We start from the raw sequence: 16,301 nt of genomic DNA, 5'->3' as shown, positions 1-16,301 counted from the left end.
GCTTGGAAGTCGAAAGTTTACTTGTGGGTAAAGTTTGATCAGATGCGTTTTTGCCTTGTTGTTGCTGCGTTCTGATCCTAAATTCCGTCCATGACAAATATAGAACATGAAACCATTTACCGCGTATTGGGTTCGGACGAATGGGCGGAGGCCCTTAGTGCCGGACAGTATGACGGTGCGCCCCATGATATCGCCGATGGCTTTATCCATTTCTCGACCCAGGACACGCTGGCGGCAACGCTTGCGCTGCATTATGCAGGGCGGGACCATCTGAAGCTGTTGCGGGTGCCGGTAGCACCGATTACCGCCAAGCTGAAATGGGAACCGGCCCGTGGCGGCACGCTGTTCCCGCATCTTTATGACACCCTGTCGGTCGAATATGTCACCAAGGTCGATGATATCCGCCTTGATGAAAACGGTGTTCACATTCTGCCCGAAGATTTGCGTTAAGGCCGGAATTCCGGCCCGTCAGGCTGGCACAGATATAGCCGCCCGCCGCCTTTTTTCGTGCCGGTATCGATCACACCGGGGAGCTTTCCTGCGCGCACGGCATTGAGGAAGGCATGGCCGTATTTGACCTTGTCACCGATATAAAGCTGTGCCCATGCCGGGCCATAAAGCGCGGCAAAATGGAACGGGCCCGGATTGCGGGTGGCAAGGGCGGCCCAAAGGGATTTGAGATCAAGTTCCGTCATGACGGCATCAGACCATTGTCAAAAGCCCTGTGCATTGTTCTGGCGCAAAGTGCGAAAGACACCCGGCCTGATATGACAACAGCCCGCCAGGATCCTGGCGGGCTGTTTTGCATGTGCAAGGCGTTGGGGCAGAGGATTTACACCAGTTCTGCCAGTGCGGCCGGGCTGAAGTCTTCGAGCTGGTCAAATGCACCCTTGGCGACCTTGTTGGGCCACTGGGCATCGGTGATCAGCGCACGACCCACCGCGATCAGGTCAAACTCGTTGCGTTCCATGCGTTCGACCAGACCGTCAAGGCTGGATTTCTGCGAGGATTCACCGGAAAACGCGCCGATAAAGTCGGAATTCAGACCAACCGAACCGACCGAAATGGTCGCAGCCCCGGTAAGCTTTTTCGCCCAACCGGCAAAGTTCAGGCCCTTTTCCCCATCAATTTCAGGGAATTCCGGTTCCCAGAAACGGCGCTGGGAGGCGTGGATGATATCCACACCGGCCTCGACCAGCGGTGCCAGCCATGACGTCATTTCATCTGGCGTGGTGGCAAGCCGGGCGGTGAAGTCCTGCTGTTTCCACTGGCTGACGCGCAGGATGATCGGGAAGTCCGGACCCACGGCAGCACGCATTGCCGCCACAACTTCGCGGGCAAAGGTCGAACGTTCGGCAATGGTCTTGCCGCCAAAACGATCGGTGCGCAGGTTGGTGCCCGACCAGAAGAACTGATCAATCAGATAGCCGTGCGCGCCATGGATTTCAAAGGTATCAAAACCGGCATTTTTGGCATCAAGGGCGGCCTTGGCGAAGGCGGCAATGGTATCGGCAATGTCGGAGTCAGACATGGTATTGCCGCGCGGCTGATCCGGGCCAAGAAGACCCGACGGGCTTTCGACCGGGGCATCGGGTTCCCATTCGGTAAAGGCGCGGGTTGATCCGGTGTGCCAGATCTGCGGGCCCATTTTGCCACCGGCGGCATGAACGGCATCGGCAACCGCTTTCCAGCCGGCAATCGCCGCATCACCATGGAAGAACGGAATGCCCGGATCATTGCGCGAAGCCGGGCGGTCAACCACCGTACCCTCGGACAGGATCAGGCCAACGCCGCCTTCGGCGCGTTTACGGTAATATTCGGCATTGATCGCGCCGGGAATGCCGTTTTCGGCCTTGGTCCGGGTCATCGGCGCCATGACAATGCGGTTGGGCAGATCAAGGGTTTTCAGCGCAAAAGGCTGAAACAGAATATCTGTATTGGTCATCACGGAAATCTCCGGTTCATGAAAGTCTATGTTGGAGACTAGATATATGTTATATACTTGGTGTCAATGAGGCACCTTGAGGAAACCAGGTATACTCAAGGAAACCGCACAGCTCTGGTTGAGGCGGTTGGGGCCATTAAACTGCGCGTTGGAAAGGATCCGTCATGGAAATGAAGGAATGCTCGGTCAGGGAGTTCCGGGCCGATTGCCCGAGCCGGAACCTGTTTGACCAGATCGCTGATAAATGGTCGATGATGATCCTGGCGGTGCTGGCCGACGGGCCGCTGCGCTTTAACGCGATCAAGCGCGGGCTTGAGGGCATCACGCAAAAGGCCCTGACCCAGACGTTGCGCAAGCTTGAACGCAACGGCATCATTTCGCGCAATGTGATCGCGACATCGCCCGTCGCGGTTGAATATGAAATCACCCCGCTGGGCCGCACCCTGATCGAGCCGTTCAAGGCGCTTTATTACTGGACCAAGGAAAAAATGCCCGAAGTCGAAGCCGCGCGCGCGGCGTTTGACGAACGGATGAAAGAGAATACCTAGGAGCCCATCCCCCAGCCGCCGCCTTGTGCGATGAAGGTGTCGCGGGTTTTTTGGGTGACAGAAACATCAAGAATATCGGCAAGGATCGCAATGTTTTGCGAGATCATGTCGCGGCAAGATTTAAGAGCCGTGCCGTCGAGCATATCCAGATTGTCTTCGATATCCTGAAGAAGTTTGCCCAATTCCTCAAAATACCGATGGCGGGCTGTTTTGTTGTTCATGGGGCGCGACAGGCCAAGGGCCGAAATGAAGGCGGTGATATCGGCATTCTCCAGATTCTCAATCCGGTCCGCCTGCCCGATCCTGAATGAAAAATCATGGGTAACTGATGGATCAAGCCAGATTGGGACAATGTCATAGGCCGGTGCAAGGACCGGTTTGCTTCCCAGGTCCGGATACAGGATCGCGTGGTTTTTGGCGTGATTGTCGGTATTGCCGACTGCAAGGTTGAAAATCGATAATGCGATAAAGTGGTTCCGGGAGATCAAAGGAACGTCTGTTTCTCCCAGAATGCGTGACAGGCTGGCTGCCGAGAATTTGTGATCCTCATTGCCATTGCGCTCATATTTAAGAACCGGTGCCAGCGAGAGTGCCTGACAGAAATCTTCCTGATGGATGCGACGGATGTACGGGCCGTCAATCTTTCTGTCAAAGCGTTCGATCAACAGGGCCTTGCAGCCAGAAATCTCGATGGCCTCGACATTGGCAACAGGCATTTCCAGAACTTTTGCCGCAAGAGCCATCAAGGCAGCTTCTTGCGAAACAAGGGCTTCTTCCTCGCGCTTGGGAACTTTTACGATATGGGTTGTTGGTGCGCCGGATCCTGATTTGGGCAGACCAAATTTCCCATTTTCCAGTTTGGTGACGGCAATTTTACCCTGTACGCCAGCCAAGGGGGAAGGATCCTTTTGCATGTCGCGTAACCTGCGCCGATCCCGCAGATTGATAACGATATCGCCAAGGTCATCTTCTGAAAGGGCGTCATAATCCTCGATGATATTGCCGGGCATTTTTGCCGGTTTCTCGCCGGACGGAACGCAGGATATGGCGCCGGGGCAGTCGCGCCCGACATGGTAAAGCAAGCCTGCAATATCATCGCGGTCAATCCGGTGTTTTGCCATGACCTGATCAAGAGAATTATTTTCCTGTAACAGATTGGCAAAGAAGCCGCGCGTTATATGATCGGGAAAGCGTTCCTGTGTGACCGGCATGGATAATGACAACTGGATTTTGGCGTCAAATGCCGAAGGGCTATAGGAAAATCCAAGGGAGTTATCTTCATTTCCAACAAGCTGGCCGACAGGGGCTTCCCATCCTTCGATATAAACATCAAGCAGTATGGTCATGAAGTGCCCCCTCGTATCCGAGTTTCAGGCCCAGTTCCCTGCAAACATCCAAAGCCAGGCCGACATTGACGCCCGGTGTGCCCTTTTCCAGCTCGCCAATCAGTTGCCGGGACACACCCATCATGGATGCAAGATAGGCTTGCGTCATACCAAGCGTCTTGCGGCGTTGACGGATTGCCCTTGCAAGGTCGGATGTGTCTCTAATAAGAGTGAGCATGACAACCTCAAAATGTCAGGAATATTTGACATTTTATGCTTTCTTCCAGGAAAGTCAACAAATGTCAGAAATATATAACATTTTCTGGTGGCGACGTTACTTTTTGAAGAATGTTATATATATCTGACATTTCGTCTTGGGGTGAAGGATATTGGCATATTTGCTGTGATGCTGAATTTGCCGTTTCAATCCGGATGAGGCCATTGTCCCTTGCCCTGTTGGGCCGCCACGCGTAAGAACAGGACAGGTTGTCATACGCAAAAGGAGCAGCTCGCGTGGGGTGGTACAAGTCACTGGTTTTGCCGATTGTCCGCTGGATTGATGCAGAGACCGCACATGGTCTTGCCATCTGGGCATTGAAAAACAATCTGGTGCCGCGTGCGGATGATGCGACCGACGCAACGCCAAGCCTTGAATGTGAAGTTTTCGGGCGCAAATTCGCCAATCCGGTCGGCCTTGCCGCAGGGTTCGATAAAAACGGCGAAGTCCCCAATGCCGCACTTTCGCACGGGTTCGGTTTTGTTGAAATCGGATCGGTCACACCTTTGCCGCAACCGGGCAATCCCAAACCCCGTCTTTTCCGTCTTTATTCCGACCGCGCGGTGATCAACCGCATGGGGTTTAATAATGACGGGGCGGAGGCAGTTGCCGCCCGCCTGCGCAAACGTGCGCGCCGTGGCATCCTGGGCGCCAATCTTGGCAAAAACAAATATTCCGAAGATGCGGCCGATGATTACGTCAAGGGGGTCGAAGCCCTTGGTCCCTATGCCGATTATCTGGTCGTCAATGTGTCTTCGCCCAACACGCCGGGCCTTCGCGCCCTTCAGGGCCGTGCGCCGCTTGAAAAGCTTTTGAAAGCGGTGCTTAAGGCACGCGACAGCTTTGCTAAGGGGGTGCCGGTCTTGCTTAAGGTCGCACCGGACCTGACCGATGAAGACAAATCCGACATTGCCGCAGTCGTGCTTAAGGTCAAGGTCGATGGCATGATTGTCTCGAATACCACCATTGACCGGCCGGTCGGGCTTAACTCCTATGATCAGGATGAAAAGGGCGGACTTTCCGGCCCGCCTTTGATGGAGCCATCGACCAAGGTTCTGGCCGATTTTTATCGCCTGACCGAGGGCAAGGTGCCGCTGATCGGGGTTGGCGGGATTGCATCGGGCAAGGATGCCTATGAGAAAATCCTGAGCGGTGCATCGCTTGTGCAGCTCTACTCCTCGCTGGTTTATCACGGGTTTGAGCTTGTCACCGAGATCAAGGAAGACCTTGAACGCAGACTTCGCAAGGACGGTTTTGCCAATGTTGCGGATGCGGTCGGCGCGGCCTTCCCGGAAATTTCGGGCAAGAATATCCCGGTGGATGAGGCGCGTGCGGCGAAGGATGCGGTTGAAGCCAAGAAAGATTGAGCCCGCTTGATTGATGGATGCCCGTACCCGCCTTCGCGGGCACAGGCTCTTCGCGGGCAGGACGGATGAGTTTTCAATGCCATGATCCGGCATCGTCATCCCCGCGCAGGCGGGGACCTCGACCCGCAGGTAATCATATTTGAACAGGAACATGTAAATGCGAGCTGCCCCCTATGAAATGATCAACGGCCTTTCGGAAGTGATCGGCAAATATGATGCCGTGATCCTTGATCTTTGGGGGGTGGTGCATGACGGTGTTGATCCCTATCCAAACTCGATCCCGGCGATGACCGCACTCAAGGAAGCCGGCATTCCGGTGGCGCTTTTATCAAACGCACCGCGTCGTTCATCGGTCGTCACCGGCCGGATGGAAGAGATGGGCATTGCGCGCGATCTTTATGGTCCGGCGGTGGCATCGGGCGAGATCGCCTATCGCCAGCTCGTGGACCGTACCGATCCCTGGTATGCGAAGCTGGGCCGCAAGGTTTTGATGGTGGGGCCGGTGCGCGATATGTCGATGTTTGAACATCAGGATGTCGAGATCGTCAAAGCCGTCGAGGATGCCGACTGGGTCCTGATCACCGGCCCGAACGAGGATTTCGACCCGGTCTCGAAATATGAAGACCTGCTGCATGCGCTTTTGGCGCGCAACCTTCCGGTCCTGTGCCCGAACCCGGACCGCGAAGTGATCCGGGGTGGCAAGCGTATCATCTGTGCCGGTGCGATTGCCGGACGGTATGAGGAACTTGGCGGCAATGTCCGCTGGGAAGGCAAGCCGTTCGCCAGTGCCTATGATTTCTGCCTGCAGATGTTCGATAAGGGCCCGGATGCCAGATTGCTCGTCGTCGGCGACAGCATCTCGACCGATATTGCCGGATCAAACAATGCCGGGCTTGATGTCGCACTCGTCACCGGTGGCATCCATGCCGCCGAACTGGATGCCCCGCGTGGCACCCTTCCGACCCGTGAAAAGCTTGATGCGCTTCTGGCGGCGACGGGCCGTCACATCACCTATGCGATTGGGGATTTTTGCTGGTGAGCGAATTCTATCGACCAGAACTGGTTGAGGCTTTGAGATTGGTTGCAGAGGCATCTGATGCTGTCGTTGCCGAAGGCCATGAAAGACCGGTTCTTGTTGGTGGTGCTGCCGTGGAACTTGCAACCTTGGGCGAGCTGATTTCAGGTGATCTTGATATCGTCACGCCCTGGCAAACAGACTTTGAAGCCGCATTGGAAAAAACGGGGTTTGTCAGAAGCGTTGGACCCGGTTCATTTTCGCGCGGGTTCCAGCATCCTAATCTCAGTGTTGGTGTTGAGGTTGTTGGAAGTGCCCTGATGGACGGTCGCGGAAGTTATGATCGTGTATTTCTTCTGCGTCTCGATAATGGACGTGCGGTTAGTGTTATTTGCATCGAGGATTTAATCGCAGATCGAATGGCGCAATATAACTGCCCGCCAAACTATGATCTGCAGGCGCTTGATCAGGCTGAAAAGCTGTACCAGCTTGCGTTTGAGCTCGACAAGACCTATCTTGAAAAACGGATCGTCGAAGAGACATCCGGAGATTTTGATTTGGCGTTTTTGGAAAAGAAGGCCTATGCGCGAGATAACGATTGAGGAATTGGCCGCGAAAGTCAGCCAGAAGAAAGCCGAGATGGGCTATTCTGGTGGTGGCTTCGTGCAACCAAATTCCGGTCGTCGACGCACCGAAAGCAAGCGTGCGCTTCTGCGCAATATCGCCGCTGCTGCGGCGGAGCGCGGGGAAGAGCCGACCTTTAAGGCCAATTACTGATCCGAACGCCAATAAGTTTTCAGGACCCGCTTTTCGTTTGAAAGGCGGGTCTTTGCGTTTCAGCTTTCCGCCACGCGCTTTTCGCGGAAGATGACGAACAGGCCGCTTGCGGTAATGATTGCTGCCCCGACAAAGGTCAGCATATCGGGCGTTTCCCCCCAGAACAGCCAGCCAAGGGCGGTGGCCCAGATCAGCGCTGTGTAGTCAAAGGGGGCGACTGTCGGCGCTTCGGCAAAGCGGAAGGCCTGTGTGATCATGGTAATCCCGACTGAGCCAAAAGCCGCAATCGCAACAAACCGCCAGATGTCCTCGACCCGGATAGGTGTCCAGACAAACAAGGCCGGAATACAGGTCAGAATGGCGCTGGTCAGGCTGAGATAGAGCAGCAATGTCCACATGCTTTCGCGGGTGTCGACAAAGCGCGCGCTCAGCATCAAAAACGCATAGGCAAGCGCGGTCGCAATCGGCAGGAGCGATATGAGCTCAAACGTGGCTGCGCCGGGCCGGACAATGACCAGAACACCCATGAAACCCACAATGACCGCAAGCCAGCGCCGCCATCCCACGCGGGCAATGAAAATCGCCGAAAGGGCCGTGATGAACAGCGGCGCGACAAAGGCGAGTGCGGTTGCCTCTGCCAGGCCAAGGTGATGGATGCTGGTAAAGAACATGACTGTGGCGGTAATCCAGATCACACCGCGCATGAAATGCACACCTACCCGGGTCGAGCGCAACCCGTGATAGCCCCCCATTTTAAGTGCGAGCAGGAAGGCAAAGGGAAGGGCGATCATATTGCGCAGGAAGATGATCTGGAACGGGGAATAATGATCCATCAGGCTCTTGGCCAGCGCATCATTGATGCAAAGGGCCGCCACACCGCCGCACATGGTCATAATGCCGACAAGGTTGTTCTGGCGTGATGTGTTGCTGGACGTCATCGCCCCTGTCCCCGCGTTTTGATCCGGTTTTTGTCATTGTTAAAATCAGATATCCCTTTCCAGATATCCGGTTCGCAACGCAGGGTCGAGCGATTTCATCACATCAATAAAGGCGCGTAAGGGTGGGGGAACGCGCCGGTGATCCGGGTAATACAGGAACAGCCCCGGAATTTCGGGCAACCAGTCATCCAGTACGGTGACAAGATCACCACTGGCAATGGCGCGCGCGGCATAAATCTCTGACACGTAAGCAATGCCAAGCCCCTGACGGGCGGCATCGACCATCAGATCATGTCGATCCAGTGTTAGCGGGCCGGGCACATCAATCGAGATTTCCTGACCCTGCTTTTCGAAATCCCAGTGATAGATCTTGCCGCTGGGAAAACGATGGCGGATGCAATCATGGCTTTGCAAATCATCGGGTACGACAGGGCGCGGGCGGGTCTTGAAATAATCCGGCGAAGCCACGGCAAGAAACCGGAATGGCGGACCAAAGCGGACTGCCACCATATCAAGTGGCACGTTTTCGCCCAATCGTGCCCCGGCATCAAATCCACCGGCGACGATATCGACAAGCCGTCCTTCGGTCACAAGATCAATCGCCACATCCGGATATCGTTTGCGCATTTCCGGCACAACATGACGGGTCAAAAGACGCGCAGCCCCATCGGATGTATTGATGCGCACCGTGCCTGACGTCCCGCCGGTGCGAAAGCTGTCAACCGTGCCGATGGCTTCTTCAAGGTTGACCAGTGCCGGGCGTAACCGGTCCAGAAGCTGTTCGCCTGCTTCGGTCAGCGAGACACTGCGCGTGGTGCGATGAAACAGACGGATATCAAGATTGCTTTCCATGTTGCGCAGCGCATGGCTGAGTGTGGAGGGCGCAACACCCAGCGTATCAGCCGCCTTGCGAAAGCTGCGATGTTCGGCAACCGCGATGAAGAACCGCATGTCATTTAAGGTCGGCTGACTGATTGCTGGCATATTTTCACTAACCAATCCGAATTAAGCGCAGTTATCGCATCAATCATTGGTTTCTATAGTCCCCCCATGTTCAGAGCAAGACAGAAAGGAACTGACATGGACAAGACATGGTTGATTACCGGTGCATCGTCCGGGTTTGGTCGCGGGCTTACGGAAAAGCTGCTTGCACGTGGAGATCGGGTGATCGCCACTGTGCGGCGCACGGGATCGCTTGACGATCTGGTTGCGCAATATGGTGAACGGCTTCGTGTCGCCGATCTTGATGTGAGCGATACCGATGCGGTGCAGGCGACTGTTGATAGGGCCTTTGCCGATGTCGGACGCATTGATTTCATCGTTAGCAACGCTGCCTTTGGTATCCTTGGTGCGGCCGAGGAAACCGGTATTGATCAGATGCGCCAGATCATTGATACCAATCTTTTGGGGTCAATTGTCCTGATCAAGGCCGCCTTGCCGCATCTGCGTGCCCAAGGATCGGGGCGCATCATTCAGGTATCGTCCGAAGGTGGCCAGATCGCCTATCCGGGCTTTAGCCTGTATCACGCGACCAAATGGGGGATTGAGGGCTTTGTTGAATCCCTTGCCAAGGAAGTCGCGCCATTTGACATCGAATTCATGATTGTCGAGCCGGGACCGGCGCGAACCCCGTTTATAGGCTCCATCGTTCAGCCTGACCCGATTGCAGCCTATGATGGCACGCCAGCCCATGACCTGAAAGAAGCGGCCTTTGGCGGCGGCTGGGTGATCAAGGGCGATCCGGCCCGGATGGTCGACGCAATGATTGCGGCTTCGGATGCGCCCCAAATGCCCTTCCGTCTGTTGCTGGGCTCGGATGCCTATGCCGGTATGCGCGCGGCATTGACCGAACGTCTGGCGGTGCTTGAGGCTGGCAAGGACGTCACCCTTGCTGCGGACTTTACCGAAGAAGAACTTGCCGCGATGCAGGCAACGGTTTGAAACGCAAAGCAAACCCCGCACATCAAACCCCGATGCAAAAGAAAACGCCGCCCGAAGCCGGGCGGCGTTTGCGTTGGGACGCAGATGATGGAGCCAATCAGAGTGCGGTTGCGCGGTTGGCTTCGATATAGATTTCGCGCAGGCGCTTGGCGATCGGGCCGGGAACGCCATCGCCGATTTTCTTGCCATCGATTTCAGAAACCGGGCAGACGAATGCCGAGGCCGAGGTCGAAAAGGCTTCCTTGGCGTTCTGGGCTTCCTCAATCGTGAAGTGGCGTTCTTCGACTTTCAGCTGGAGCTCCTCGGCGCATTTCAGAACCGATGCACGGGTGATGCCATGCAGAATGTCGGTCGACAGTTCGCGCGTTACAATCGTGCCGTCCTGGGTGACGATATAGGCGTTGTTGCTTGATCCTTCGGTGACAAAGCCATCAAGAACCATCCATGCATCATCCGCCCCCTTGCTTGCGGCTTCGGTTTTGAGAAGCGACGCATAAAGCAGCTGCACGGTCTTGATATCGGACCGGCGCCAGCGGATGTCGGGGAAGGTAACGATTTTCTGTCCACGTTCGGCCAGGGCTGATTTGATCAGCGACTTGGACTGGGTGAACATAACGATGGTCGGCGTGGTTTCCGGGTTGATTGCGAAATCACGATCACCCGCCGACCCCCGCGAGACCTGAAGATAAATCAGGCCTTCGGTGATGTCATTGCGCTTTACCAGCTCACGATGGGCTTCAAGCAGCTGATCGATATCAGGCTTGAAGGAAAATTTAAGTTCGGAAAGCGAACGTTCCAGACGTTTCATATGGCCCATGAAATCGATCAGCTTGCCATCAAGTACCGAGGTCACTTCATAAACGCCATCGGCGAACAGGAAGGATCGGTCAAAGATCGAAATCTTGGCTTCGGTTTCCGGCAAAAACTCGCCGTTCACATAAACAGTACGCATGGCAACTTTCCTGGCTCAGGAACGGATAGGGATATCCGTCTTTGTTGGATATGGCGACGTTTCCTGCGGTCGGGCCGGATGCAGCACATGTCACGGCGACCGTCTGAGAACTATTTGGGTATTGATTATCACAGTGCGAGGGGCCCTGTCGTGCAAAAGCTGTGGATCATGCGTTCAAATGATCGAATGTTGCTTGTGTGGGGCATCGATAGGGGGTGATGAATGATGAATGGTCCCTGATATGGGTAAATCGTCGCAGATTATTCGATTTCAAATTGGCAGATCAAAAAAAATGAAAATGAAGAATTTTTTCCTTTGACCCTAACATAAGTTGAGGTTCTATCGTCCTGCTCCATGAGACCACAACATCATCGAAAAAAGATGGAGCCACGAGATGAATAGCCACCAGCCCGCAAACCGTGACGTCCTTGTCGCCAATGACCGGGGCAGCGTGCAAACCCGGATCGATGCCAGTTGGGCCAAACCGGTTCCCGTGCCGCGGCCAGAGGTCGATCTCGATGCCTATTTCGCGCGTATCGGATATGACGGCCCGCGCGAAGCAACCCTTGAAGTTCTGCAATCCCTGCATGCCCTGCATCCCGCCGTGATCCCGTTTGAGGCGATTGACGTGTTCAATGACACGCCAATCAGCATCGCGTCGGATCGGGTTGACCAGAAACTGATCCATGGCGGGCGCGGCGGATATTGCTTTGAACAAAACGGGCTGTTTCGCCGGGTATTGCGCAGCCTTGGCTTTGAGGTCGAAGGATTGGCCGGGCGGGTTTTGTGGGGATATAGCGAGGCCGACATGCCCCGTCCGCGCTGCCATATGGCCAACCGGGTGATCATTGATGGCGAGGCATGGCTTGCCGATGTCGGGCTTGGCGGATGTGTGCCGACCGCGCCGCTGTTGCTTGATACCGCCATGCCGCAGGTCACCCCGCATGATACCTATCGCGTGATCCGGGGCGAACACAGCTATCGTACCGAACTGGAACGCGATGGTGTGTGGAAGGCGGTGCATGAAGTCGATATCGCCCCGGTCGGTGACATCGATTACGAGGTCATGAACTGGTACGCATCCGATCACCCCGAAAGCGGTTTTTGCAAGACGCTGATGGTGGCGCGGTCTGCCCCGTTTGCGCGCTTTACCCTGCTCAATAACCGTCTGACCATCCGCCTTGTCACCGGCGAGGAAGAGCAACATACGCTCAGCATTGGTGACATCCCCCAGACGCTCAAGGACATCTTTGGCATCGAACCCGATCCGGCCTGGCAGGGGGCCTTTGCAAGAATGATCAGACACAGTAACGGATAAACGATTGTGCGGTGTTTATGCCGCCTGTGAATGATCAAGGGCGGGGAGTTTCGGCTCCCCGCTCCATGATTTTATTAGAAGTTCATTCGGAATCCTGCTGCAAGTGCATGTTCGGTGCGATTTTCTGACAGAGACGGTTGGTAATCGGCATAGAAGCTCCAGCCATTTTCATCGGCCAGGGCCATGCCGATATTGCCAACCAGTGTATCGCGATCCGTTTCACCGCCGGTCACATTGAAGGACGAGGTTCCGGCAAAGGCAAGGGTGGTGGTGCTGGTGGTCGGACCCAGATGGCGATCCCATCCCAGCCGGAATTGCGGAATGATGGTTTGACCGTTGCCGGTATCAATCATGCCCGCCATGCGTAGGCCAAGGCTTGCAGTCCCGGTCAGGAGGCTGTCGGCTTCGCGTGACAGATTGGCCGAACCGGCACCGGTTTCGTCAAAGCTGTCAAAATCATTCCACAAGATGCCCAATCCGCCAAAGGGCTCTATCCGCCAGTTCCTGTTCAGGGCAAAGCCCTTTGCCAGTTCGATTTCACCATTCAGGGCGTTATCGGTGTAATCAGCAGAGGCGGTGCGGTCAATTGAACCAAAATCAAGATTTCGGCTGCTTTCGGTTCGGATCATGGTCCATCCGGCCTGCCCGGAAAGCCGCCAGTCATCGCCCAGATCATGGTCGCCATAAAGACCGGCCATATAGTTTCCTGCCTCAAGGGTGGCATCACGGTTGCTTTGACGGCTGTTGCCATCGGCATAGCCGAAATAGACCCCGAACCGGGTGTCAGCGGACATGTTTGTGTCATATCCGCCGATCATGCCGGTCCATTTATAATCGGTAGTATCGACATTACTGTCGCCATCAATACGGCCCTTGCCACCGATGGCCTGTAACCATACAGAGGCCCCCTGTTGCATCACCTGATCGCCAAGCGACAGCATCGGGGCGTCGGTCGCGCCATCTGTGCGGATAATGTCACTGGAAGCCGGGCCGGACGCGGCAAAGCCGGTCAATTGTGCAGGGCTCAGCGTTTCGGCGGCAACAAGCGTTCCGGCATTGGCCCCGCCGGACCGCAAAACCGCCATGCGCCCGCCGATCTGCCCGCCCGCCTGTTGGGCGATCTGACCATTGATGGCGGTGCTGCTGGCGTGAACGTCACCGGAAAGCTGTTCATAGGCGCGCTGGACTTCGGCGGTTGTCAGACCCTGAAGGGCGGTGCGGATGGCGGCACCGTCCGTCCCCGGAAGATCATCAATGACAGCGGCAACTGCCGTCTGGTTGCCGGTAACGGCATGATCGGTAAAATCGGTGTCGTTGCGTGTGAGGCTAAGTGTTACATCGTTGCCGGTACCGCCACTATAGGAAACAGAAGCATCATAAAATGCCAGTTTGTTATCGATGCTGTTGAAGGTGCCGACAATTGCATCGACCCCGTCATTGGCGATGATGATGTGGGTATAATTGTTCTGTCCCGACATATCATTATCGGGCAGGCCAAGAACGCGGAGCGTCGCACTGCCAAGATCAACCGCACCATTGACGATCACCTGATCGGCATTGCCTGCTGAATTGACCTCGATCGCAAGGATCGATCCGCTGGTAAGGGTATAGTTGCCATTGACGGTCTGGGTGCCAATCGAATTACCCGGTGCATGAATGGCGCCCGATTGCAGGGTGGTCGCGCCAACCGTGCCCGTCCCGCCAAGGGTGGTACCGTTCTGGACTGTGAAGGCCGACGAACTGGCAGAGCCATTCACCAGCAAGGTGCCACCCGAAACGGTGGTGGTGCCGGAATAGGTGTTGGTGCCTGTCAGGGTCAGGGTTCCAGCACCCAGTTTGGTTACTTTACCTGCACCGGAAATCACACTGGCATAGGTCTGATCATCGCTGCGATTAAAGGCAAGTGTTCCGTTGCTGGAGGTGGTTATGTTGCCGCCTAGCGCCCCGGTGGTGCCACCATTGCCGATCTGAAGCGTTCCCTGCCCAACGTCTGTGCTTCCGGTATAAGCAGACGAATCCCCTGTTAAAATCTGGGTATGGTTACCGTTCTTGTTGAACTGCCCATTGCCGGTCATGACCCCGGAATATGTGTTGGAACTGGTGGATGTGATGGTGAAGGTGCCGGTATTGTAGATATTGCCAACCAACAGCCCCCCGCTTACCGAGAGGGTCCCCGCGTTATTAAGGGTGCCGGTATTGGTAAGCGTGGTCCTTAGGAGCATGTAACTGTTATTGGTCAGAGTCCCGCTATTGTTCAGCGTGCCATCAGCATCAAAGGAGCCGTTATTGGTAAACGTGCCGTTATTGGTAAATGTGCTGCCACTGCTATTCTTCAGCGTGCTGCCATTCTCATTGGTAAACGTGACGTTATTGGTCAGTGTGCCGTTATTGGTCAGTGTGCTCGCACCGCTATTGGCAAATTGGCCGTTAATGGTGTAACTGCCGCCATTTTCAATCGTTCCACCGTTGGCAGCAACGATGCCCGTGGCGGTCTGGCTGTCGCCATTGGCAACGTAGATTTGCGCCAGTGCAATCTGTGGCGCAACAAGGGTGATCAATCCCCCGCCAAGGGAAAGTCCGCAAAGCACAGTTGTATCGTGCAGCAGGGCACAAAAGTACCGCCGCGATGGAAATGTCCGCATCGTCGTTTGTCCCGTCAACCGGGGCGGGGATCTTGTTTTTAAGGTGTTGCCCGCCTGTCTTTCTTCGCCTTTAGGGTGTGTCGATGCGCGGTGCAATCGGAAACAGAATACTTGACATGTATGTTCGACGAAGTGACATGAAATACAGTGTCATATGTGGAAAATGGCGTGTTTTCGGGGGCTTAGACAGAAATCTGGAGGCTGTTGAGGCGACTCAGACGCCAAGCCGATAGCGCAAATCCCGGCGATAGGGGCGCGAAACCGTCCAGGGTTTGTCCGTTCCACGCAAAAGAACTTCCCATCGCTGGCCGCTGGAACCGGCGTGACGGTCAAGATGGCGCACATGCAAAAGATTGATCACGCTTGTCCGGTGAATGCGCAGGAAATGCTTGGCGGGCAAAAGACCACTCCAGACCGATAAAGGCCTGAGATCGGTGATCTGGCTACCATCATCAAGATAGACGGTTGTGTAATCGTGGGATGAATGCAGTCCGGAGATTTCTACACTGGTCACACCGCGTACCAGCCCGTGACTGCGCAGATGGATCAGCGGTTCAGACGGAAGCGGTGTTTTGGGATTTTCATTGCCGTCCGGCTGCAAGCCAGTAGTCCGTTCGTAGCGGGCTGTTGCAATCAGGACACCGCATTGTGCCAGTGCAATAATGGTTTCCGATCCCCAGCGCATATGACAGGACGTGGCATCAAACCCGATGCAGGCGCGAAGCACTCCCCGCGAAAAGATCGGCACAGACAGAACGCTTTTGTCATTCTGACGCAGCATTTCGGCTTGAAGATCACGGGCAGCATGGGGAAGTGCGGCAACATCATTGATCATCACAGCCCTGCCAGCGGCAAGCTGACTATGCAGCCATGCAATCATGGTGACCGGGGTGTCCTGCAAATCCGCGACATGACAGGAAATGTTTTCGCGGCTCCATTCATGGGTATTGCGAAACAAAAGCCCGGTTTCATCATATTCAAACATCCAGGCCCGGTCGGCCCGGGCGGCGGTGCCGATATATGCCAGAATGCGGGAAATCGCATCGTCGCAGGGCTTTGACAGCAGCATTTGTGCGGCTTGAAACAGCCAGTTAGTTCCGGTTTTAGAACTATCGGGGGGCGTGTCCCCCGTCAGATGATCAAAAATCTCGAAAGGCGGGCACGCAACATCCGGCGTGCCAGAAAATGGCTCGTCCAACAGCATACTCGTATGTTCCTGCAACCTGAATATTGTTCATTTATTATTATGTCAGGTC

At 55.3% G+C, this 16,301-nt stretch carries 17 protein-coding genes; 8 read left to right on the top strand and 9 right to left on the bottom strand.

Annotation, left to right across the window (positions count from 1 at the left end; all coding sequences use genetic code 11):
• Positions 1–90: 90 nt before the first annotated feature.
• Positions 91–450, top strand: a complete 360-nt coding sequence (locus ACTU44_RS17145; RefSeq protein WP_462096050.1) for a DUF952 domain-containing protein — start codon at positions 91–93, stop codon at positions 448–450.
• On the opposite strand, the gene ACTU44_RS17140 is transcribed toward ACTU44_RS17145, so the two are convergent.
• Together ACTU44_RS17140 and ACTU44_RS17135 are read right to left on the bottom strand one after the other, a co-directional pair.
• Positions 447–695: a DUF1413 domain-containing protein gene (locus tag ACTU44_RS17140; protein ID WP_462096049.1), complete on the bottom strand. Its 249-nt coding sequence runs from the start codon at positions 693–695 to the stop codon at positions 447–449. The two genes, ACTU44_RS17145 and ACTU44_RS17140, sit on opposite strands and share 4 nt — an antisense overlap.
• A gap of 137 nt (positions 696–832) precedes the next feature.
• On the bottom strand, positions 833–1,945 hold the full coding sequence (locus ACTU44_RS17135; RefSeq protein WP_462096048.1) for an NADH:flavin oxidoreductase: 1,113 nt from the start codon (positions 1,943–1,945) through the stop codon (positions 833–835).
• Between the two features lie 164 nt (positions 1,946–2,109).
• On the opposite strand from ACTU44_RS17135, the gene ACTU44_RS17130 reads away from it, so the two are divergent.
• The gene (locus ACTU44_RS17130) at positions 2,110–2,493 is read left to right on the top strand and encodes a winged helix-turn-helix transcriptional regulator (protein WP_114099391.1); all 384 of its coding nucleotides are present in this window, start codon (positions 2,110–2,112) and stop codon (positions 2,491–2,493) included.
• Here the strand turns inward: ACTU44_RS17130 and ACTU44_RS17125 are convergent.
• Together ACTU44_RS17125 and ACTU44_RS17120 are read right to left on the bottom strand one after the other, a co-directional pair.
• Positions 2,490–3,839, bottom strand: a complete 1,350-nt coding sequence (locus ACTU44_RS17125; protein ID WP_462096047.1) for a HipA domain-containing protein — start codon at positions 3,837–3,839, stop codon at positions 2,490–2,492. The genes ACTU44_RS17130 and ACTU44_RS17125 overlap by 4 nt on opposite strands.
• Entirely contained in the window at positions 3,823–4,056 is a 234-nt protein-coding gene (locus ACTU44_RS17120; protein ID WP_114099393.1) for a helix-turn-helix transcriptional regulator, read from the bottom strand. Before ACTU44_RS17120 ends, ACTU44_RS17125 begins: the two co-directional genes overlap by 17 nt.
• Before the next feature lie 275 nt (positions 4,057–4,331).
• On the opposite strand from ACTU44_RS17120, the gene ACTU44_RS17115 reads away from it, so the two are divergent.
• The 4 genes from ACTU44_RS17115 (at position 4,332) to ACTU44_RS17100 (ending at position 7,254) form a co-directional block, all read left to right on the top strand.
• Complete coding sequence (locus ACTU44_RS17115) at positions 4,332–5,462, top strand: quinone-dependent dihydroorotate dehydrogenase (protein WP_462096046.1); 1,131 nt, start codon at positions 4,332–4,334, stop codon at positions 5,460–5,462.
• A gap of 157 nt (positions 5,463–5,619) precedes the next feature.
• On the top strand, positions 5,620–6,501 hold the full coding sequence (locus ACTU44_RS17110; RefSeq protein WP_462096045.1) for a TIGR01459 family HAD-type hydrolase: 882 nt from the start codon (positions 5,620–5,622) through the stop codon (positions 6,499–6,501).
• Positions 6,498–7,079, top strand: a complete 582-nt coding sequence (locus tag ACTU44_RS17105) for a hypothetical protein (protein WP_462096044.1) — start codon at positions 6,498–6,500, stop codon at positions 7,077–7,079. Before ACTU44_RS17110 ends, ACTU44_RS17105 begins: the two co-directional genes overlap by 4 nt.
• Positions 7,060–7,254, top strand: coding sequence for a hypothetical protein (locus ACTU44_RS17100; protein ID WP_462096043.1), 195 nt, complete (start codon positions 7,060–7,062; stop codon positions 7,252–7,254). Before ACTU44_RS17105 ends, ACTU44_RS17100 begins: the two co-directional genes overlap by 20 nt.
• A gap of 59 nt (positions 7,255–7,313) precedes the next feature.
• Here the strand turns inward: ACTU44_RS17100 and ACTU44_RS17095 are convergent, their stop codons facing one another.
• Positions 7,314–8,192 (bottom strand): DMT family transporter, encoded by an 879-nt coding sequence (locus ACTU44_RS17095; protein WP_462096042.1) that lies wholly within the window; start codon positions 8,190–8,192, stop codon positions 7,314–7,316.
• 45 nt (positions 8,193–8,237) lie between these two features.
• Complete coding sequence (locus ACTU44_RS17090) at positions 8,238–9,176, bottom strand: LysR family transcriptional regulator (protein ID WP_462096041.1); 939 nt, start codon at positions 9,174–9,176, stop codon at positions 8,238–8,240.
• Between the two features lie 96 nt (positions 9,177–9,272).
• Between ACTU44_RS17090 and ACTU44_RS17085 the strand changes: the two genes are divergently transcribed.
• A complete protein-coding gene (locus ACTU44_RS17085) occupies positions 9,273–10,133 on the top strand; it encodes an SDR family oxidoreductase (protein ID WP_462096040.1) in 861 nt (286 codons plus the stop codon).
• Between the two features lie 97 nt (positions 10,134–10,230).
• Here the strand turns inward: ACTU44_RS17085 and ACTU44_RS17080 are convergent, their stop codons facing one another.
• Positions 10,231–11,085 (bottom strand): D-amino-acid transaminase, encoded by an 855-nt coding sequence (locus tag ACTU44_RS17080; RefSeq protein WP_114099401.1) that lies wholly within the window; start codon positions 11,083–11,085, stop codon positions 10,231–10,233.
• A gap of 394 nt (positions 11,086–11,479) precedes the next feature.
• On the opposite strand from ACTU44_RS17080, the gene ACTU44_RS17075 reads away from it, so the two are divergent.
• Positions 11,480–12,403, top strand: coding sequence for an arylamine N-acetyltransferase family protein (locus ACTU44_RS17075; RefSeq protein ID WP_462096039.1), 924 nt, complete (start codon positions 11,480–11,482; stop codon positions 12,401–12,403).
• Positions 12,404–12,477: 74 nt separating this feature from the next.
• On the opposite strand, the gene ACTU44_RS17070 is transcribed toward ACTU44_RS17075, so the two are convergent.
• Both ACTU44_RS17070 and ACTU44_RS17065 read right to left on the bottom strand, forming a co-directional pair.
• Entirely contained in the window at positions 12,478–15,045 is a 2,568-nt protein-coding gene (locus tag ACTU44_RS17070) for an autotransporter family protein (RefSeq protein WP_462096038.1), read from the bottom strand.
• A 214-nt stretch (positions 15,046–15,259) separates the two neighbouring features.
• Complete coding sequence (locus tag ACTU44_RS17065; RefSeq protein WP_114099404.1) at positions 15,260–16,249, bottom strand: GAF domain-containing DNA-binding protein; 990 nt, start codon at positions 16,247–16,249, stop codon at positions 15,260–15,262.
• Positions 16,250–16,301 lie beyond the last annotated feature (52 nt).

The organism is Thalassospira sp. SM2505 (assembly GCF_054901115.1).
This window is presented reverse-complemented; position numbering and strand designations above follow the sequence as displayed.